The organism is Rheinheimera hassiensis (assembly GCF_022436675.1).
Lineage (GTDB): Bacteria > Pseudomonadota > Gammaproteobacteria > Enterobacterales > Alteromonadaceae > Alishewanella > Alishewanella hassiensis.
Genome location: NZ_JAKUJZ010000011.1, coordinates 86,648 through 105,561, shown reverse-complemented (window position 1 = coordinate 105,561; position 18,914 = coordinate 86,648). Strand labels below are relative to the sequence as shown.

The following is an 18,914-nucleotide window of genomic DNA, read 5'->3' as shown; positions in this document are numbered from 1 at the left end:
GTTAACCCAGTAAGCCACTGTACCAGCCTAAAAACAGCAATGAAAAACCACTCAGATAGAATAAACCGGCCCAGCTAAGTAGCCGCAGCGGCCAGCTTAGCACTATGGCACCGTCACCGCGCATCAGGCTGTAGTTAAGCCAGGCAAATACCGGCGTGGTTAAAAATGCCAGTGTCATGGCAAAAGTTAACATAGGCGCCAGTGCGGCTTTAAAAAACAGGATCATTGCCATGCCACAGGCGGCCTGAACTATCAGCCAGTAATTCAGCGCCGCCGGGTGTTTAATCCAGCCCAGTTGGGCAAAAGAGGCATGTAAAGTACGGGCGTAACCGTCCAGCACGGTAATGGTGGTACCAAACATACATAAAAACGCAATTAGCGCGACTAAAGGCGCACTCCAATCGCCAATAGTGCTGGCATACATATGCATCAGTTGCTGAGCAAAAGCACTGCCTGCCAACGCTATCGGCTGCTCACTGCCGTATTGCACCAATGCCCCTAAAGATAAAAATACCAGCGCCAGAGCAGCAGTAAGCCAATAGCCCAGATTAAAATCAAACAAACCCTGGGCGCGGGTGATATGGGTATGGCGTTGTTTGGCCTTTAACCACAGCGAGCTGATAGCCGATATTTCGATTGGTGCCGGCATCCATCCCATCAGTGCCACCAAAAAACCCAGGCTGGCCAGTGTCCAGGGCGAAGGGCCAACATAACCCTGCGGTGCCTGAGCGCCATTGTGCCAGGCTATTACCGCAGCAATCAGCGTGGTAAATGTCAGCAGTACCATGATAATTTTTGACACATTATCCAGTGCTTTGTAATGGCCCAGCAGCAAAATCAGCAAACAAGCTGCCAATATGCCCCAGCACAATAAGGTAACCGATAAATTACCCGGCAGCGCATATTGCAACAGGCTGGCAGTTAACAGCAGTACTCCGGCGGTGTTGACCACGGCAGCAATAATATTCAGCACAATAAAACTGTAAAAATAACCGCGCCCTTTACGCTGATACCCCACCAGCAGACTTTCTTTACGAGTTAGCGTGTATTCAACACCAAAACGGAAAAACGGATACTTCAGCACATTAACCAGCAAAATCAGCCAGGCTAGCTGCCAGCCAAATAAAGCCCCCGATTGCGTAGACGCTACCAGATGCGAGCCTCCAATAGCCGCCGTAGCCATTAAAATACCGGGGCCAAGCGCCTGCATACGGCCGCGCCAGCCATAATTTTCCTGTTGCATAGATTGTGTTCTTTATCCAAATTCAGGGCGTCCCAGCTTAGCCAAAGCCACCGCTAAATACTATCTGGTGCAAGCTTTTTTCCGTAGCTGATTGGCAAGCGCCTGCAGATATTCCATACTGGCGCAACTATAATGCAATGCACAAAAGCAATACTGAGGCATTTATGAGCGAAGAACTGCTCGATCAGGCCATGCTGTTTGAAGTGGTAGAAAACCAGCTGGCCGACAATTACCCGAAACAAGTTACCGAAACCTTAATGCGCCTGCGGATGACCGGCCACAGCCGCGATGAAGCTGTTGAACTGATCGCCTGCGCCTTAGCGCCTGAAATGATTGATGTGATTGAACATCAACAAAGCTTTAATTTAGAACGTTATGCCGCCCATCTGGCACAATTGCCACAAACACCCTGGCTGGAAGAAGACGCATGACAGAGGCCACTATTGTACATCAGCCACAGCAGCAGCGTTTTGTTATGACTCTCAATGGCGCTGAGGCCGTGCTGGACTACCAGTTAACCGGCAGTCATATTAATTTCCATCATACCTTTGTCCCGCCGGCGTTCAGGGGCAAAGGCCTGGCAGAAAAGTTGGTGCGCCATGGCCTGGCGTGGGCTAAAGCACAGCAGTATCAATTGCAGGCCAGCTGCTCTTATGTGCAGAAGTTTTTACGCTAGCTTTAGCTAAGTTTTGTTAACTCAAATTTGTTAGCTCAATTTTGTTACATCTGCCGGTCACCGGCGTTATAAGCCGTCGCAGAGCAGGCAGTCGCGACTTTGTGTTTTACACTGATATAAGGACACTATCATGCTATCGCGTCTAACCCTCGCCCTGCTGTTAAGCTCGGTTATATTAACTGGCTGCGATAAAGCGCCACCACCTGCTGCCCCCACCGGCAATACTGCCGAACCAAGTGTAAGTACCGCGATACCGCAATACAGCGCAGAGCAATTTTTTGCCACTAAAACCTATCTGGGCAACGACATTAACCATAATGCCAGTGCCCTGCTGGTCGCGTCCGACGAAAGCGGCGTGTTTAACCTGTACCGGGTTAGCCTGGACGGTAAAGACTGGCAGCCGTTAACGCAGTCGGTTAGCGACCCGGCCTTTCCCGTTAGCTGGTTTCCGAATGACGATCGCCTGCTGTATACCGCTGATCAGGGCGGTAACGAGCTAAACCATATTTATCTGCGCGAACTTGATGGCACAGTGCGTGACCTTACCCCCGGCGACAAACTAAAAGCTGCCTTTGCCGGCTGGCATGATGATGACAGCTTTTTTATTACCAGCAATGAGCGCGACGCGCGGTTTTTCGATTTATATCACTACAACGCTACCGACTACAGCCGCACACTGATATACGAAAACAACGACGGTTACAGCATTGATGCTGTTAGTAAAAACGGCCGTTATCTGGCATTAAGCAAAGAGCGCAACAACGCCGATAACAACCTGTTTTTAATCGACTTACAGGCAAAAAAACCTATCGCCACGCTACTAACAGAGCACGACGGTAATATTTCTCATAACGTGTATGGCTTTACTCCGGATAGCAGCACTCTGCTGTTTGGCACCGATGGCAACAGCGAGTTTGTAGAAGCTTACAGTTACAGTCTGGCCAATGGCGAAACCAGCCCCTATAGCCGTGCTGACTGGGATATCAGCTTTATTTACTTCAGTGACGACAGCAAATATCAGGTACAGGGTATTAATGCCGATGCCTCTACCCTGATCAGTATTACTGAGCAACAAAGCGGCCAAAGCCTGCAATTACCGCCATTGCCAGCCGGCGACTTACGCGGCGTAACCTTTTCGGCCGACAGCCAGTACCTGAGTTTTTACCTCAATGCCGACAACAGCCCGTCTAATTTATACGTTTGGAAACTGGGTGATGGCCAGGCTCAGCGCTTAACACAGGCACTGGACAGCAGCATTGATGAAGCCAAACTGGTGCAAAGCAGTGTGGTGCGCTACAACAGCTTTGATGACTTAGCCATACCGGCGTTGCTGTATCAACCAAAGCAAGCCAGCGCCACGGCAAAAGTACCGGCACTGATTTGGATCCACGGCGGCCCTGGCGGCCAGTCACGTACCGGCTACAGCCCGGTTATTCAGCATCTGGTAAACCAGGGTTATGCCGTGTTAGCCGTGAATAACCGCGGCTCGTCCGGTTATGGTAAAACCTTCTTTCATCTGGACGATTTACGCCACGGCGAAGACGATTTACAAGATATCGTCTATGGCAAAAAGTATCTGCAAAGCCTCGATTGGGTTGCCGCTGATCGCATCGGCGTGATGGGCGGCAGCTATGGCGGCTACCTTACTATGGCTGCTATGGCCTTTACCGACGAGTTTAAGCTGGGCATCAATATTTTTGGTGTAACCAACTGGGTACGCACGCTGGAAAGCATTCCGCCTTGGTGGGAGGCATTTCGTGAATCGTTATATGCGGAGCTTGGCGATCCGGCGGTAGACGGCGAACGCCTGCGTCGTATTTCACCATTGTTCCACGGTGATAAAGTGAAAAAACCGGTGCTGGTAGTACAAGGCGCCAACGATCCACGGGTACTGCAGGTAGAAAGCGATGAAATGGTCGCCGCCATTCGTGCTAACAACGTACCGGTAGAATATGTGCTGTTTCCGGACGAAGGCCACGGCTTTTTGAAAAAGAGCAACCGCATTACTGCCCAGCAGGCTTATCTGAAGTTTCTGCAGCAATACCTGTAACACCGTCACAGGGGCCCAGCCGGGCCCCTTAGTTTACTTATCAGATTTTTACAGCTAGTTTGCTTTAACGCAATAACGAAAACTGATTACCGCCCCGGTTTTGCGCATGCAGCAGCGCTGCGGCGGCTCTTTCTATCAGTAAGCCGGCGTCGTTACCATCTTGCGGAAAACGGCTGATACCAATGCTGACAGTGATTGGAAGCGGCAGCACAGATACGCCGTGTAATATCGACAACTTCTGTTTTAGCTTTTCTGCTACCAGCACGGCATCATAAATACGTGACACATCGGTTATCAGCAGTAAAAATTGATCATCCGCCTGCTGGCTAATACTGTCACAATCGCGCAGTGTCGCTACCATACGCGCCAGAGCTGCTTCGCTAACCTGTTTAGCCACTACAGCACCGTGGCCGTCATAAATATTTTTATAATGATCCAGTTGCACAAACAACACGGCAAAACTGCTGCCATTGCGCTGAGCCTGCTTAATCATGTAACTCAGCTGTGGCTGTATTTGCAGTTTATCAGTTGCTTCAGCCTTAGTACCCAACAACTGGCTTTGTTGCAGCGCCAGCAGTTCGCACAAGGTACGCTCGGTAATACTTTCAGCCCGCTGCAGGGCTTGCTGCAACTCGGCATAGCTGCGCCTTGGCGATAGCAATATTTTTTGTGTTGAGGGCAAGGCACCGTAAATCTGCGTTACTACACTGAGTTTATGTTGCATAAAGCCCCCTGCCCAGCTGTGCAAATGTCAGATCCTGCGGCCGCGGATCAAGCGTATTGCTACCACAACCAGGGCAACAACCAGCAAAATATGGATAAAACCACCCATGGTATAAGAAGATACCAGCCCCAACGCCCAAAGAATAACCAGCAGCACAATAATTGTTTCTAACATAGCAACTTACCTGTAAATTATGAAAAGGGCTTTATTATATCGCGCGGCTTTTAATGCTGTATGTGCGCTACACCACATAGCCAGATAAAAGCCCGTTTGTATTAACGGGCCTGGTGAGTGTTATTACACTGAGTCGGGAAAATTGTCCGGCTGCTTTGTGGCATAGTAGGTATCTACATGTTTTGCCCAGGCTTTATCTGCCATATTTGGCCATTTATTTTTGTCAAAACCCGGAGCTTCACGTAGGCGGTCTTTTTCTATGTTTAAGACAAAGCGTTTGTTTTCTGTATCCAGTGTCAGCGCACTCCACGGCACAGCAAACAGCTTTTCGCCCATGCCTAAAAAGGCACCAAACGACAGCACGGCATAGCTGACTTTGCCATTGCCAACATCAAGCATAATTTCTTTAATGTCGCCCAGGCTCTCTTCCTTGTGGTTGTAAACATCGTTACCTACCAGGGTATTGGCGCCCATCAGTTGCGGGCCGGGCCCATTCAAAGTGCCTTTATACATACCAAAAGTGTCACGCATTTCGTAGTTCATATGTCGCTCCTGCCTGAAAACCTGCAGCCAAACGAGAGTGTTGCCGCATGTTGGGCAAAGCATAACGCAACAACAAGGTCAGCTCTGTGCGGTACAACACCAAACAAATACAGCTCTGTTTGTGCGCTAGCGCACAGAGTTTTGGCTTATTAACGCGTAACGTTCAGCGGTAAAAACCCCATTCCCCCAAAAAACAGGACATACATCATGAAAAAGCAAAGTATTTGCGCCATTTTGTTAGTAGGCTTATTCAGCCTGACATTAGCAGGCTGCGGCGCCACTGCTACCCGGGCTGGCACCGGTGAATATGTAGACGACACCGTAATCACCACTAAGGTAAAAGCCGCTATTTTTAATACTGCTTCACTTAAAGTCAGCGAAATTAATGTCGAAACGTTTAAAGGCGTAGTACAACTAAGTGGCTTTGTCAGCTCTGCAGAAGATATTACTACCGCCATCCGGGTAGCGCGTGAAATTACCGGCGTCACTGCAGTAAAAAATGATATGCGGGTTAAATAATACCGCTTTTTATTTTATGTTCGCTGACGCACAAAGCTGACATTTTGCTTAACTATACTGATAACCACTCCTGATAACATAAGGACATCGTTATGCCCCTGCAGGCATCACAGCAACACTGTGCCACCGTTAAAAACCAGCCAACGCAAAACCTTTTGCTTAATGCCGCGCCTGCTGATGTGCAGCAGCGGTTATTTCCGCATCTGGAGTTGGTTGAAATGCCGCTGGGTAAGGTGTTGTATGAGTCTGGCGATGTTATGCGCTATGTGTATTTTCCTACTAATTGCATAGTGTCCTTGCTGTATGTCATGGAAAATGGCGCCTCGGCTGAAATTTCAGTAGTCGGTTACGAGGGCCTTGTTGGCGTTGCGCTGTTTATGGGCGGCGAAAGCACCACCAGCCGCGCCATAGTGCAAAGTGCCGGTTTTGCTTACCGGTTACTGGGCCAGCGGATGAAAGACGAGTTTAACCGCCATGGCGAGCTGCTGCAGTTAATGTTGCGCTACTCGCAGGCGTTACTGACACAAATGGCGCAAACCGCGGTATGTAACCGCCACCATAGTATTGATCAGCAATTATGCCGTTGGTTATTGCTGTCGCTGGACAGGTTAAAAGACAATCACCTGGTGATGACACAAGAGCTGATAGCCAATATGCTTGGCGTGCGCCGTGAAGGCGTAACCGAAGCGGCCGGCCGCTTGCAAAAACAAGGCGTTATTGACTACAGCCGTGGTCATATCGTGGTTATCAACCGGCCTAAACTGGAACAACTAAGCTGCGAATGCTACGAAGTGGTAAAAGCTGAAACCGACCGGCTGCTGCAATACCTACCCAGCAACAATACATAACTTAGTGGCTTAGCGCACAGAGCCACAACCCAAAACCGCTATACTCAGACGCCAAGGCTGCACAGCACCTGTCTTGCGCCATTACGGCAATGCCAGTGCTAGAGGCCAGCGCTATGTCTGTTTCAACTGTTCCGCTTATTACTAATCATTTAGTTAATTTGCTGTCAGAAAAAGAACGTGTATTGCTGTTGCAACATTGTGATGTGGTAGAGCTGGAGTTTGGCACGCTATTGTGCGAGCCGCAGCAGCGCTACCGCTATTTGTATTTCCCGCTAAGTGGCTTTATTTCGCTGGTAACCAAGCTGGCCGGGCATAAACCGCTGGAAATGGGCTTAATTGGCAACGAAGGTATGCTGGGCGTTACGCTGGCACTTGGCATAACTACCGCGCCGATGCAGGCTGTGGTGCAAGGCAAAGGCACGGCCTGGCGTATCGATATTGCCGCGCTGCAGCAACTGCTGCACGATTGCCCGCAACTGCAGCATATATTGCAGCAATATCTGTTTGTGTTAATGGCGCAGTTGTCACAAAGCGCGGCCTGCGCGCATTTTCATGAGCTGGATTACCGCCTGGCGCGCTGGCTGTTAATGAGCCATGACCGGGCGCATAGTAATGATTTTCATCTGACGCATCAGTTTCTGGCGGATATGTTAGGCGTGCGGCGCAGTGGCGTTACCGTAGCGGCAGGCATTTTACAGCAAAAACAATATATTAGTTACAGCCGCGGCATGATAAGTATATTAGACCGCACCGCGTTAAAACATGCGGCCTGTGAATGCTATCAGGTAGGAATAGACAATTACCGTCGCTTGCTGGGCGAACCAATACCCGACACCGCAAAACGTTTATTAGCAGAACAAGGTACACCCTAGCATACAAAAAAACACCCGCCAGAGCGGGTGTGTTTATCAGGTTAACGCCTGGCAGTATTATTCTGCAATGTTGGCGATAATTACTTCTACCCGGCGGTTTTGTTGCTTGCCACCGGCTGAATCATTGCTGGCCAATGGTGTAGTTTCGCCTTTGCCAGATGCATCCAGGCGGCTGGCAGCAATACCCTGCGCGACCAAAAATGCTTTAACGGTATCGGCGCGCCGCTGCGACAACAGCATATTGGCAGCGTCAGAGCCTACGTCGTCGGTATGGCCTTCAATTTGTGCCGTGCGTGTTGGATAGGCGTTTAAAAACTCCGCCAGTTTATCCAGATGATTACTGGTGCCGCTTTTCAGGTTAGCCCTGCCGGTGTCAAACAACACATCGCCCAGTGTTACTACTAAGCCTCTGTCGGTTGGCCGGGCATTAAGCTCAGCTATTTGGGCCCGCAGATCTGCTGTAGTGGCAGCAGCGGTTGCTGCGGCGGCATCGGCTTGCTGGCGTGCCATGGCGGCGCTGGCCTGAGCATTGCTGGCTTGCGAACGGGCCATTTCAGCATCACTGCGTGCATCACTGGCGTCAGCGCGGGCGCTGGCGGCTTCCTGAGTGCGGGCAGTCAGCCGTACTTCGTCACGTTTCTGGCTTAAACTGTCGCGTTGTAACTCCAGCAAACGGGTTTGCGCCTGGGTGCTGGCCATATTTACTTTGCGTTCGGCCATAATCACCCGGTGGGCGGCTAAAGCGGTATTTTTTTCCGGTTGCTCAGCGGCAATAACAGCTTGCTCTGCTTCTTTTATAGCCAGTGGCGCTAACACCGCCAATTGTTGGTTGCCTTGCAGTTGAATAAGCTGCTGGCGCACATTAGCTGCACCATCCGGGCTTTTCGGTGCGCTGGCACAACCGGCAACAAACACGGCCGCCAGGCTCAGGCTAAGCAAGGTTTTGCTAACAGACATTTTTTCTGAAGAAAGCGCGCTATTCATAGTTTTACTCCTGACATATTACGCTGGGCTTCCTGCTGCACGGCGTCAATACTTTGCTGCATATCTTTATTTACTGCCTGCGCTTTAACCAGCTCAGCGCGAGCCAGGGCCAGCTCGGCATTTAACTGCGCTTGCAGCGCCAGCCGTCTGGCTTGCGGCATATTTTCTTCAGTTATGGCTAAGCGTGCAGCTGCCAGCTCTTTACGCGCAGTATCAAGCTCGACAGTGGTGTAACGCACAACCTGCGCCTGCTCAGCCGTGCCAATGGCGCGTTCTGCTGCCTGCATTTCAGCCGTGGGTGGCAGTGGTGCTGAAGCACAGCCGCTTAATACTACAACGGCGCTGGCCAGTAACAGCCAGCGTTTGCCAGATCGTGCTCTGGATAAAGGCTCTGCGCTAACCAGAGTGTCGGCAATGTGTGTTTTCATCTATAGCTCCTGATAAACCGGGGCTGCAGCGAAAGTGAGCCCTGTTTCACTATGCCGTTAAAACCAACCGCTGTCTGTGCGCTGGCGCGCATAGCGCCAACAGATTTCGCCAGGCCTTAGCATACCCGGTTACCACCTTGCTGCTTGGCGCGGTACATAGCAGCGTCTGCGCAGCTAATCAGGGTATGAGCACTGTTGCCGTGCTCAGGGAACAACGCCATACCTATACTGGCGGATAATAAAACACTCGCTCCTGCTATCTGGTAAGGCTGCGCCAACACCTGCACCAGTTTATTGGCAAACAAGGTAGCCGCCTGATTATCTTTAATGTCGTTAAGCAGCAACAAGAACTCATCACCACCGTGCCGGCTTACCGCATCACTGTCGCGTACAGCGGCGGTTAAACGCGCACTGACTTGCAGCAGTACCGCATCACCGGCAGCATGGCCATGCTGATCATTGACCGGTTTAAACCGGTCCAGATCAATAAATAACAGCGCAAAGCGGCGTCGTTGCCGTTTCGACATGCTAATGGCATGGTCTATACGGTCCAGCATAATGCTGCGGTTAAGTGTTTTGGTCAGTGCATCACACTGGCTTTCCAGGTTTACTTGCTGCAGCTTGGTTTGGGTACTGGCATTTTGGCTAACCGCCTGCATCAGGGTTAACAGCAGCAACTGATTATGTTGTTGTAAATGCCGCTGTTGTCGCAACCAGATATTTTGCTGCAATATCACTTCGCAGCGCATCCGTACCATTTCGGCACTTAACGCTTCAACGTTAAGCTGCAGCATAGTGTTACGCAACACTTGCGGGTTTGCATACTGCGGCTCGTTCATATCAATGCCCACCTTTTCCGGTTAACACAGTTTAAGCAACTGTTGGCTTGGGCCGGTAAACCTAACCTAAGCCCAGGTTGGCTGCTTAAAAAATAAGCTGGCGTGATGCCACACTTTTTACTCCGCGGATATTCTGCGCCAGTTCAATTGCCAGAGCTTGCTCTGCACCACTGCCTACTCTGCCAGCCAGTGTAACCACGCCTTTTTCGGTATTAACCGAAATATCAGACCCGGCTACATTGCTGGAGTACATAAAAGTTGATTTAACCTTGGTGGTGATCCAGCTATCGGCGATCACGCTGCCTTTTTCCGCATCGGCCTTTTTATAGCTTTTGCCATCAGTTGTTGTGTCGCTAACCTGCAGTTTATTGTCTACTGAGCGCACGCCATCAGTATTTTTTGCCAGCTTTTTTGCCAGCTTTTCTGCCTGTTGTGTCGCTACTGTGCCGCTTAGCTCAACTTTACCTGCATTAGTTACCACTTTGGTGTCCATACCTTCGGTATGCTTGCTCCACAGCAACTTTGACTTTACGGCAGTGGTAATAGTGGCATCGTCTACTACATCGCCGTAACCGCGGGTGCTGCTGCGATCAGGCGTTTTATAATCAGCATCTACAGTAATTTTGTTGTCAACATCGCTAATACCGCTAACACCGGCAGCAATAGCACCGGCCAGATCTTTGTGTACATCGTCTTCGACATTGCCGCTAAGCGTAGCTTTGCCATCCAGCACCGTAACGGTTAAATCATTGGCCCGTAAATAAGGGCTTAGTGTATAGGTAGTCCAGATTTGAGCTTCCTGGCGGGCATCCACTACCGGCCCACTTTTCGCTTTCGCTGCCATCTTGTCATCGGCGACAACTTGCGCACTGCCTAACGCTAATGTTATTGCGGTTGCCAGTAGCAACTTTGCATGAAACTTGTTCATATAAACCTCGTTGTCAGCTCAGACAGCACAGAAATGCACTATCCGGTACCATACAATAGGCTTGTTATTTATGTCGTTCTGTGCGACAGCGCGCATAAGGCACTTTAAAGCTGCACCTGTGCAACCAGAAAATAATCTACAAACCATTAACCTAGCGTTATAGTACGCCGTAGTACAACTAAACAGCAGGCCTGAGCAATGAAGAGCGTAGCGCTGGTGACAATTCATGGTATGGGCGAAACCCAGCCAGATTATGCTGACAAACTCTTTGCCCGGTTGCAGCAAACTATTACCACAGCGCAGCTGTATTACGGCACCGTGTATTATCAAGACTTACTGCAGTACAACGAGCAGCGGGTGTGGCAGGCTACAGGCTCACGCCTGCGCTGGAGCAAATTGCGCCGCTTTATGTTATTTGGTTTTGCCGACGCCGCGGCGCTGGAGCATCGTAAAGAACATCCACATAGTTTGTATCATTACAGCCAGCTGAAAATAGCCCGCGCACTGTATCTGGCAAAGCAGCAATTAACCGCCGACGGCAAACTGGTGTTACTGGCGCATTCATTAGGCTGCCATGTGCTGTCGTGCTATTTGTGGGATGCGCAACAAGCCAAAGCCGGGCTAAAACCGGCAGCCGGGATCTGGCGGAACATTAAGCGCTATCAGGCGGCTATCAGCGGCGATAGTCTGCTAACTGAGGAGGATATCGCGTTTTTACGCGGTGACCATCTGGTTAGCCTGATTACCACAGGCTGCAATATTCCGATCTTTGTTGCCGCCCACGCTATGGAGCAAATAATTCCTTTCACTAAGCCCAACAGCGCTTTTATCTGGCACAACTACTACGACAAAGACGATGTACTGGGCTGGCCACTGGCCGAGTTATCAGACGGCTATGCCGCACTGGTAACTGATATTGAAATTAACGCCAGCGGCGGTGGCTTTTTCAGCTGGTTAACCGCCAGCTGGAACCCGTTGTCGCATAATCTGTACTGGCAGGATCAAGCCATTGCTAAAGCGCTGAGTGAACAGCTGACAGCCGCACTGCCAGCTGCTAGCGTGCTTACACCTTAACTTTATAGCCGGTGTGAAAAATCCAGCAGATTACTGCAATACAGCTGGCCATAAACAGCAGGATCATCGCCAGGCTCAGGCCAACATTCACATCGGCCACACCGTAAAAGCTCCAGCGAAAACCACTGATCAGATATACCACCGGGTTAAACAGCGTTATTTGTTGCCACAGCGGCGGCAGCATACTGATGGAATAAAAGCTGCCACCTAAAAAGGTTAGCGGCGTGATCACCATCAGCGGCACAATTTGCAGTTGTTCAAAGCTGTTAGCCAGCACGCCGATAATAAAACCAAACAGGCTAAAGCTAATGGCGGTAAGCACTAAAAATGTCAGCATCCATAGCGGGTGCATTATGCTGAAATCGACAAAAAACTGCGCTGTAAACAGGATAATTAACCCCAATAAAATAGCCTTACTGGCTGCCGCGCCAACATAACCAAGGATAATTTCTACTGCTGACACCGGTGCCGATAAAATCTCGTATATGGTGCCGGAGAATTTTGGCATATAAATACCAAAAGAAGCGTTCGACGTACTCTCTGTCAGCACCGTCAGCATAATTAAGCCCGGCACAATAAAGGCGCCATAACTGATGCCGTCAATGGCCACCATACGTGAACCGATAGCAGAGCCAAACACAATAAAATACAACGAGGTAGATAACACCGGTGAGGCAATACTTTGCATCAGCGTGCGCCGGGTGCGGGCTAACTCAAACAGATAAATGGCTTTAATGGCGAAGAAGTTCATGCGGCATCTCCCATCAGGCTGATAAAAATATCTTCCAGCGAGCTTTCTCTGGTGTGCAGATCACTAAACTCTATGCCCTGAGTATTCAGCTGGCGTAACAAGCTGGTGATAGTGGCTTGCTCCTGCTGTGCATCAAAGGTGTATATCAGTTGGTTGTTATCAGCAGATAACTGCAACTGATAGGCCGACAGCGCAGCCGGGATTTGCGGTAATGCCGTTGTCAGTTGCAACAGTAATTGCTTCTTACCCAGTTTTTGCATCAGGCTGGTTTTGTCATCTACCAGGATCAATTTACCGGCACGGATCACGCCAATGCGATCGGCCATATCTTCGGCTTCTTCAATATAATGGGTGGTAAGAATAATAGTCACGCCGCTATCTCGCAGCCGGCGGATCATCTGCCACATATCCCGGCGCAGCTCTACATCGACACCGGCGGTAGGTTCATCCAGAAACAAAATTTGTGGCTGATGTGCCAGCGCTTTGGCTATTAATACCCGCCGTTTCATACCACCGGACAGCGTCATAATTTTGCTGTCTTTTTTATCCCACAACGATAAATCACGCAGCAATTGCTGCAGGTAGGCCGGGTCGGCCGGTTTGCCAAATAAACCGCGGCTAAAACACACGGTATCCCATACTGTTTCAAAGATACTGACCGACAACTCCTGCGGCACCAGGCCTATACGCTGGCGGGCCTTGCGGTACTGCTGCACTATATCCAGGCCGTCTACCAATACAATGCCGTCGCCCGGGTTAACAATGCCGCAGATAATACTGATTAAGGTCGTTTTGCCAGCCCCGTTCGGCCCCAGCAAGGCAAAGATTTCACCACGGCGAATATCCAATTGAATGTTTTGCAACGCCTGAAAACCGGATGGATAGGTTTTGCTTAAATTGTTTACCTGAATAATAGCTTGCACTTTACCCCCTATAACCTTGAAATTGCCGCTAGCAGTTTAGCTTAACCCCAGCCAAAAGCTGGCAGCAGTAAAACAGCACCAGAAGCTATTACCTCAAGCTAACTTAAGGTCAAGTGTTTATTTCCGTATTTTTCCTACATGTGAACAATCTGCCCTCCCTAGAATGGAATATTCTTTTATGTTACATTTCGCTTTCATTTAATTTCTTATCCGAGGTAAAACATAATGTCAGGAAAGACAAATTACTTTCTTATCTTTTTGTTGGCGATATTGATCCTATTGCCAGCAAAGGCAATTGCTTATGGACTGAAAGGTTACGTTGATGGTACGAGACTAAATAGTGACGGTTCAGTTGATATATGGGGCTGGGCTTGTGACGATGGTGACGAGAGAGCTTTGTCCGTGCATATATACCTGGGTGCCGAAGCTGGCAAGGGTAAGCTGTACAAAGGAATCATCGCCAACAGAGCGAATGAAGCAGTTGTAAATGAAGTATGTCATACCAGTAACACCAGCCACCGATATCTGGCTACTCTACCTGCGTCTGATGTAGCAAAATATACTGGTCAATTTGTATATATTCATGGTATCTCTCAACACGGCCCTAATAGATTACTTAAAAACTCTGGCCGATACGCTATACCACGGCCGTTGTCAGCAAATTCAGAAACAGCTGACTGTACTACAAGCCAAAAAGCTTCTTTGCTAAACTCAGTAAGTGCTTCAGGAGTTATAACGAACTGCAACCTTACATTAAATCCCACCGACCGCATAATACCAAGACTACATATAAGAGGATTGGAGGGTAATGGCGTAGTGTATGACTGTAGAGGAGCCACACTTGAGAATGGCATATCGATTGAAGCAAGCACTACTTTGAACCCCTACACCAATACTTACGACTATCCATCACCGTCAAATGTGACCATTAAAAACTGCACTATTAATAAACAGGTGATAGTCAATGGCATGGCATCAAATCCAAATTACTTTAACAACGTTATAGAAAGCTCGCGCCAGCTTTGGCATGTAGAAAGAGTACAGTTTTATGCTCCGAAGAATATAGTGTTCAACAATGTCACATTTGGCGGTGCTCAGACTAAGCTGTATGTTCACATAGGTACAACAAACTTATCAGTCAGAAACTCCCGCTTTATCGGAACATCAGAGCATGCCGTAATATATCTGGACGCAGAAACGGCTTTTAATACAATCGAAAATAATGTCTTTGATACAACATCCCGCCTACGTGAGGTTATTGCTGTAGATGGTTCGGCACATAATGTTATAAAAAATAATGTATTTAACAGAATTGCTAAAGGAGCTGTTCATACCTATCGCAATTGTGGCGAAAGAGGCTTAATCAGACATCAAACACCTGACCATAACCTGATCGAAGGCAATACATTTAATAATTCATCCCCGGCTAACACTTGGGCTGTATGGCTAGCCTCCAGAAACGGTAATCGTAACTATTGTGAAGATGACAGCGGGTACGCTTTTGGTAGCTCTGCCGACAATCGAGATTTATCACGCCACAACATAGTGCAATACAACTATTTTCAGAACTATGTTTCAATCAAAGTAGATGAGACGCCTAATACCGTACATGGGAACGGATTAATAAATTGAGTTCTATAATTCCCACTACAAACTCATCTTCTCAGTAGACTGAGCGCGGCCCGGATAGGGGATGTCCGGGCTGGCTGGCGATCATTATGGATATGTATACTCAGAACCCTGCTTAACAACCTTAGAAAGCCCTTTTGAAGCTATTAATTTACTCTGGTGTTGTGGGGATTATTTTACTCTTATGCAGTATCTGGCTTAGTCGCAAAATGCCGCACAACACGCACTTTCGCGTCAACAGAAAACCTGAGCCAGTGATAAAAATACGCAGCCGTAAGAAACCCGCCTGGGCAGTGGTTGAAATTATCCGGTTGAAAGCTTTGATGCCGCAGTTGGGCTGTCGCAGCCTGACCGATATTTTTAACCGCCGTTTTGCGCAGCAACGCATATCAGTGAGTAAAAGCTGGGTGGCCTATACCTTAAAGCAGCATCGCCGGGCAATTATGCTAACGGCGAAAGATAAAGCAAAAGCCACCTTACGCCGTTAAGCCCTACCGTTATTGGGGCATAGATTTAACCGGCATCGCAGACAAGCAAGGCGAAATACACACCATTTTGGGGATTTGCGAACACCACTCCCGCAAAGCTCTTGTCTTAACAAATATCAGAAATAAGGCTTCTGTTACCTTACTTCGGGCTATTTGTGATGCCATTGAATGCTTTGGCAAGCCGCAGATTATCCGTACTGATAACGAAGCAGTGTTTACCTCACGCTTGTTCCGTTGGGGTTTAAGGCTATTGGGAATAAACCACCAGACCACAGATTTAGGCTGCCCGTGGCAGAACGGCAGGATAGAGCGGTTGTTTGGTACGCTGAAAAAATACCTGCGCCAGATAACCAATGATAACGGCACGGAGCTAACCCTGCGTCTGGCAGAATTTCAGTGGTGGTATAACGCAGTACGGCCACATCAAAATCTGCACGGCAGAACACCAAATGAAGTTTGGTATAACCAACCGACACCGGTTACAAAACGATGGCGATATATGGCGTTATGGGATGGCTTATTACAAGGCCACTACGCCAGAGAATAGTCACTGGCAGGTAAGCTCAATAAGCGGAATTTTGCTGTCCAGAACAGCAAGCATTCTGGCTGCGCCTGATATGGCATTTTGCATAAAATATAAACAGTTATTGGAAGTTTAAGATGGTTAGCCACAAAAAATCTGGCTAACGCTAAGATAAACCACCGCCACCTTGCTGGTTATTTCAGCAAAATGGCAGTGATTAATGGCGGGATCACTTATTTGGACACTTGGACGGGACAACCACAAAAACACCGACCCCCATAACAACATTGTCATTAATAATAATAACTCCATTAGATTCATAATGGTAAAGCTTGCCTTCACCCCATTTAATTAAGAATATAGATTCACAGTTAAGAATATCGACAGAGCAATCATTAACTCTATCTACTGGAAAGGTAAATATAGGCGCTTCACTTTTTTCAATGAGAAGAGCATTACTTTCTTTAAACACGCGTGATGGATATAGGCTCTCAACCTCCAAGATCCTTCCACTCTCAGAAATCCAAACGCTTGTCCCATACCCAATATTCTTTACTGTCGCTGAGTCATTCATCATTATTGATTCTATCCCATACACTGGAACACTTTCATCCATGTAATAACTAAACTCATTAACAAGATTTTCAGGATCTTCCATATTAGTCTCCAAAATCTCCCGGCTGAATACCCACAACTTGTTTAGTCTCTGGATTAACAAAAACTCTCGTTCCCGTGACCGGATTTACAAATTTCAAACTGCCTTGCTCACCAGGCATTGAACTGCTGGAGAGTGGGGAAAAAGGGGTGGGAAAAAGGGGTCGGAAAAAGGGGTCGGAGCTAATATTCCTTTGTCGGTCTGCCTGGTCCCTGCCGCCCTAACCGCACACCAAGCATATGCTCTATCTCTGCCCGAAAACGCTCGCCACCCAGAGGGTAGTTATGCTTTAAACATTGCCGTAATTCCCGCATATCTTCATCAGTAATATCGTGACTAAATAATGCTTTATAGGCTTCTCTGCGCGTTTCAGCTTCTGTACCAAGGTTAAGGTATAACGGATGCGGTGTCAGGCTCTTTATCGTCTTGCCATAACCATGATATTGAAAACTCGACCAGTGATACTCGCCCGGGTGCGTTACCATTGACGCCCTTACCGGATTTAACTCTATGTAACGCAAACACAGCAACAAGTATTGTTCGCTATCTATCAGGCTGGCTTTATGCCGCCCTTCCCACAACGTGCCTGTTCGCCGGTAATGGCTGTTTACGCACGTAGTCCCGCCCAACACTTTGCATTACTCGGGAAATACCTTCGCTATCTTGCGGTGTCATCAATAAATGTACGTGATTTGTCATTAGCACAAACGCATGTAATTCAACCTGATAACGCTTTAAAGCCTCATTCAGGCTTTGCATGTAAAAACCAAAATCATCGTCGCAGTAAAAACAAGCTTGCCGGTTATTGCCACGTTGTACCACATGGCAAGGAATACCTTTTGCGTAAAAGCGAGGTTTGCGGGCCATAACTAACCACCAATGTTACTTATTTGTAACCAGTGTAGTTCAGTTTTACTTTATTAGCTCCGACCCCTTTTTCCTGTCTCCGCCCCCCTCTTTCAGGAGATGATTAAATTTCAAGCAAAAACGGGTTGTTTTTATACAACCCAAGCCTGTGAACGATATGAACGGGACATTGACTCCGAGAGACTAATGGGTGACTCTGTCTACTAGTTAATTTAATAATACAGCCGCTTACACAAAAAACTTTATAGTCTTGAGATATCAACCAATGACAGATTCTTCTAGCTCAATAAGCAAATTTCTTAGTTTTATCTTACGCCACAAACCTGACTCTATAGGTATAGAACTCGACCCTGAGGGATGGGCAAATATCGAAGAGTTGATCGAAAATGCCAATATCCCTCTCAATCGTGCAATGCTCTTTGAAGTAGTTGCCACCAGCGACAAAAATCGTTTCACTGTGTCAGCTGATGGACAGTCCATCCGGGCTAATCAGGGCCACTCGGTAGTTGTAAATCTCGGCCTTCAGCCAAAGCAACCGCCGGAATCTTTATATCATGGTACCGCTAGTCGCTTCTTAGAAAGTATCAAGCAACAGGGCCTGAAGCCACAGAACCGGCAATATGTTCACCTTTCGCATAGCAGGAATACAGCAATCTCAGTCGGGCAAAGGCACGGAAAGCCTATCGTTCTGACAATCCCGGCTCTTGCAATGAATCAGAAAGGCCACCTATTTTTCCAAGCTAAAAACGGAGTCTGGCTTACAAATGAGGTTAAACCAGAAGATCTTCAACTAAGTTCAGAAGATTCAGCAACAACATGAACAACTTTATTCTCTGCCCCCCAAAACATAACAAAGTGAGCACAGCATCTTTTTAGTCCTGACTTTGCCCAGTGGGCAGACCACTTAGCAGATAAATCAGAGTTTTCTGCCTTTATTACGCATCCAGTGCGAAAATCGACGTCATAACTACCAGCAACCCCCCCTGCTCCGGGGAGTGATCCTACCGCGTAAAAAGATACTGTTCTGAATTTAATAGATATGATCTCCTCTTTCCTTTCTTTACCATCAAATTTAACTTCAATAGTAAGATCTGAACCATTAAAGAAAATGAATAAACTATTTTCTCCATGACTTGGCATCCTTTGGTTTAAATCATTAATAACCATTCCCTGCAT

Annotated in this window: 25 protein-coding genes; 11 read left to right on the top strand and 14 right to left on the bottom strand. The window is 48.1% G+C overall.

Annotation, left to right across the window (positions count from 1 at the left end; translation table 11 throughout):
* Nucleotide 1: 1 nt before the first annotated feature.
* Nucleotides 2-1,243, bottom strand: a complete 1,242-nt coding sequence (locus MJX74_RS20270) for an NRAMP family divalent metal transporter (RefSeq protein ID WP_240224824.1) — start codon at nt 1,241-1,243, stop codon at nt 2-4.
* Between the two features lie 164 nt (nt 1,244-1,407).
* Between MJX74_RS20270 and MJX74_RS20265 the strand changes: the two genes are divergently transcribed.
* From MJX74_RS20265 to MJX74_RS20255, 3 genes are all read left to right on the top strand, one after another.
* Nucleotides 1,408-1,674 (top strand): hypothetical protein, encoded by a 267-nt coding sequence (locus MJX74_RS20265; RefSeq protein WP_240224823.1) that lies wholly within the window; start codon nt 1,408-1,410, stop codon nt 1,672-1,674.
* Nucleotides 1,671-1,919 (top strand): GNAT family N-acetyltransferase, encoded by a 249-nt coding sequence (locus tag MJX74_RS20260; RefSeq protein ID WP_240224821.1) that lies wholly within the window; start codon nt 1,671-1,673, stop codon nt 1,917-1,919. Before MJX74_RS20265 ends, MJX74_RS20260 begins: the two co-directional genes overlap by 4 nt.
* Before the next feature lie 130 nt (nt 1,920-2,049).
* On the top strand, nt 2,050-3,969 hold the full coding sequence (locus tag MJX74_RS20255) for a S9 family peptidase (protein ID WP_240224820.1): 1,920 nt from the start codon (nt 2,050-2,052) through the stop codon (nt 3,967-3,969).
* A gap of 64 nt (nt 3,970-4,033) precedes the next feature.
* On the opposite strand, the gene MJX74_RS20250 is transcribed toward MJX74_RS20255, so the two are convergent.
* The 3 genes from MJX74_RS20250 to MJX74_RS20240 all read right to left on the bottom strand — a co-directional run bounded on the left by MJX74_RS20250 (nt 4,034) and on the right by MJX74_RS20240 (nt 5,410).
* Nucleotides 4,034-4,693 carry a GGDEF domain-containing protein gene (locus MJX74_RS20250; RefSeq protein ID WP_240224819.1) on the bottom strand — a complete coding sequence of 220 codons (660 nt, stop codon included), beginning with the start codon at nt 4,691-4,693 and terminating at the stop codon, nt 4,034-4,036.
* Between the two features lie 27 nt (nt 4,694-4,720).
* Nucleotides 4,721-4,867, bottom strand: coding sequence for a lmo0937 family membrane protein (locus MJX74_RS20245; RefSeq protein ID WP_240224818.1), 147 nt, complete (start codon nt 4,865-4,867; stop codon nt 4,721-4,723).
* 123 nt (nt 4,868-4,990) lie between these two features.
* Entirely contained in the window at nt 4,991-5,410 is a 420-nt protein-coding gene (locus tag MJX74_RS20240; protein ID WP_240224817.1) for a PRC-barrel domain-containing protein, read from the bottom strand.
* A 207-nt stretch (nt 5,411-5,617) separates the two neighbouring features.
* On the opposite strand from MJX74_RS20240, the gene MJX74_RS20235 reads away from it, so the two are divergent.
* The 3 genes from MJX74_RS20235 (at nt 5,618) to MJX74_RS20225 (ending at nt 7,649) form a co-directional block, all read left to right on the top strand.
* The gene (locus MJX74_RS20235; protein WP_240224816.1) at nt 5,618-5,929 is read left to right on the top strand and encodes a BON domain-containing protein; all 312 of its coding nucleotides are present in this window, start codon (nt 5,618-5,620) and stop codon (nt 5,927-5,929) included.
* Between the two features lie 92 nt (nt 5,930-6,021).
* Nucleotides 6,022-6,777, top strand: coding sequence for a Crp/Fnr family transcriptional regulator (locus MJX74_RS20230; RefSeq protein ID WP_240224815.1), 756 nt, complete (start codon nt 6,022-6,024; stop codon nt 6,775-6,777).
* Between the two features lie 113 nt (nt 6,778-6,890).
* Nucleotides 6,891-7,649: a Crp/Fnr family transcriptional regulator gene (locus MJX74_RS20225; protein WP_240224814.1), complete on the top strand. Its 759-nt coding sequence runs from the start codon at nt 6,891-6,893 to the stop codon at nt 7,647-7,649.
* A gap of 57 nt (nt 7,650-7,706) precedes the next feature.
* Here MJX74_RS20225 and MJX74_RS20220 read toward each other — a convergent pair whose 3' ends face one another.
* The 4 genes from MJX74_RS20220 to MJX74_RS20205 all read right to left on the bottom strand — a co-directional run bounded on the left by MJX74_RS20220 (nt 7,707) and on the right by MJX74_RS20205 (nt 10,828).
* Nucleotides 7,707-8,633 carry an OmpA family protein gene (locus tag MJX74_RS20220; protein WP_068237415.1) on the bottom strand — a complete coding sequence of 309 codons (927 nt, stop codon included), beginning with the start codon at nt 8,631-8,633 and terminating at the stop codon, nt 7,707-7,709.
* Nucleotides 8,630-9,061 (bottom strand): DUF4398 domain-containing protein, encoded by a 432-nt coding sequence (locus tag MJX74_RS20215; protein ID WP_082694840.1) that lies wholly within the window; start codon nt 9,059-9,061, stop codon nt 8,630-8,632. The genes MJX74_RS20220 and MJX74_RS20215 overlap by 4 nt, the downstream gene beginning before the upstream one ends.
* A gap of 116 nt (nt 9,062-9,177) precedes the next feature.
* Nucleotides 9,178-9,900, bottom strand: coding sequence for a GGDEF domain-containing protein (locus tag MJX74_RS20210; protein WP_240224813.1), 723 nt, complete (start codon nt 9,898-9,900; stop codon nt 9,178-9,180).
* An 85-nt stretch (nt 9,901-9,985) separates the two neighbouring features.
* Nucleotides 9,986-10,828 (bottom strand): BON domain-containing protein, encoded by an 843-nt coding sequence (locus MJX74_RS20205; RefSeq protein ID WP_240224812.1) that lies wholly within the window; start codon nt 10,826-10,828, stop codon nt 9,986-9,988.
* A gap of 198 nt (nt 10,829-11,026) precedes the next feature.
* Between MJX74_RS20205 and MJX74_RS20200 the strand changes: the two genes are divergently transcribed.
* The gene (locus tag MJX74_RS20200; protein WP_240224811.1) at nt 11,027-11,902 is read left to right on the top strand and encodes a hypothetical protein; all 876 of its coding nucleotides are present in this window, start codon (nt 11,027-11,029) and stop codon (nt 11,900-11,902) included.
* Here the strand turns inward: MJX74_RS20200 and MJX74_RS20195 are convergent.
* Nucleotides 11,892-12,653 carry an ABC transporter permease gene (locus tag MJX74_RS20195; RefSeq protein WP_240224810.1) on the bottom strand — a complete coding sequence of 254 codons (762 nt, stop codon included), beginning with the start codon at nt 12,651-12,653 and terminating at the stop codon, nt 11,892-11,894. The genes MJX74_RS20200 and MJX74_RS20195 overlap by 11 nt on opposite strands.
* Nucleotides 12,650-13,576: an ABC transporter ATP-binding protein gene (locus MJX74_RS20190; RefSeq protein ID WP_240224809.1), complete on the bottom strand. Its 927-nt coding sequence runs from the start codon at nt 13,574-13,576 to the stop codon at nt 12,650-12,652. The genes MJX74_RS20195 and MJX74_RS20190 overlap by 4 nt, the downstream gene beginning before the upstream one ends.
* A gap of 225 nt (nt 13,577-13,801) precedes the next feature.
* Here MJX74_RS20190 and MJX74_RS20185 point away from each other — a divergent pair, with 225 nt between their 5' ends.
* The 3 genes from MJX74_RS20185 to MJX74_RS21900 all read left to right on the top strand — a co-directional run bounded on the left by MJX74_RS20185 (nt 13,802) and on the right by MJX74_RS21900 (nt 16,240).
* Nucleotides 13,802-15,208, top strand: a complete 1,407-nt coding sequence (locus tag MJX74_RS20185; protein ID WP_240224808.1) for a polysaccharide lyase domain-containing protein — start codon at nt 13,802-13,804, stop codon at nt 15,206-15,208.
* Nucleotides 15,209-15,459: 251 nt separating this feature from the next.
* On the top strand, nt 15,460-15,693 hold the full coding sequence (locus MJX74_RS20180) for a hypothetical protein (RefSeq protein ID WP_240224807.1): 234 nt from the start codon (nt 15,460-15,462) through the stop codon (nt 15,691-15,693).
* Complete coding sequence (locus MJX74_RS21900; protein ID WP_338052290.1) at nt 15,665-16,240, top strand: integrase core domain-containing protein; 576 nt, start codon at nt 15,665-15,667, stop codon at nt 16,238-16,240. Before MJX74_RS20180 ends, MJX74_RS21900 begins: the two co-directional genes overlap by 29 nt.
* A gap of 205 nt (nt 16,241-16,445) precedes the next feature.
* Here the strand turns inward: MJX74_RS21900 and MJX74_RS20170 are convergent, their stop codons facing one another.
* From MJX74_RS20170 to MJX74_RS20160, 3 genes are all read right to left on the bottom strand, one after another.
* Entirely contained in the window at nt 16,446-16,874 is a 429-nt protein-coding gene (locus MJX74_RS20170; protein ID WP_240224806.1) for a hypothetical protein, read from the bottom strand.
* Nucleotides 16,875-17,053: 179 nt separating this feature from the next.
* On the bottom strand, nt 17,054-17,356 hold the full coding sequence (locus MJX74_RS20165; RefSeq protein ID WP_240224805.1) for a hypothetical protein: 303 nt from the start codon (nt 17,354-17,356) through the stop codon (nt 17,054-17,056).
* 76 nt (nt 17,357-17,432) lie between these two features.
* A complete protein-coding gene (locus MJX74_RS20160) occupies nt 17,433-17,738 on the bottom strand; it encodes a transposase (RefSeq protein WP_240224804.1) in 306 nt (101 codons plus the stop codon).
* Nucleotides 17,739-18,003: 265 nt separating this feature from the next.
* Between MJX74_RS20160 and MJX74_RS20155 the strand changes: the two genes are divergently transcribed.
* Nucleotides 18,004-18,558: an RNA 2'-phosphotransferase gene (locus tag MJX74_RS20155; protein WP_240224803.1), complete on the top strand. Its 555-nt coding sequence runs from the start codon at nt 18,004-18,006 to the stop codon at nt 18,556-18,558.
* Here MJX74_RS20155 and MJX74_RS20150 read toward each other — a convergent pair.
* Nucleotides 18,525-18,914, bottom strand: coding sequence for a hypothetical protein (locus tag MJX74_RS20150; protein WP_240224802.1), 390 nt, complete (start codon nt 18,912-18,914; stop codon nt 18,525-18,527). The genes MJX74_RS20155 and MJX74_RS20150 overlap by 34 nt on opposite strands.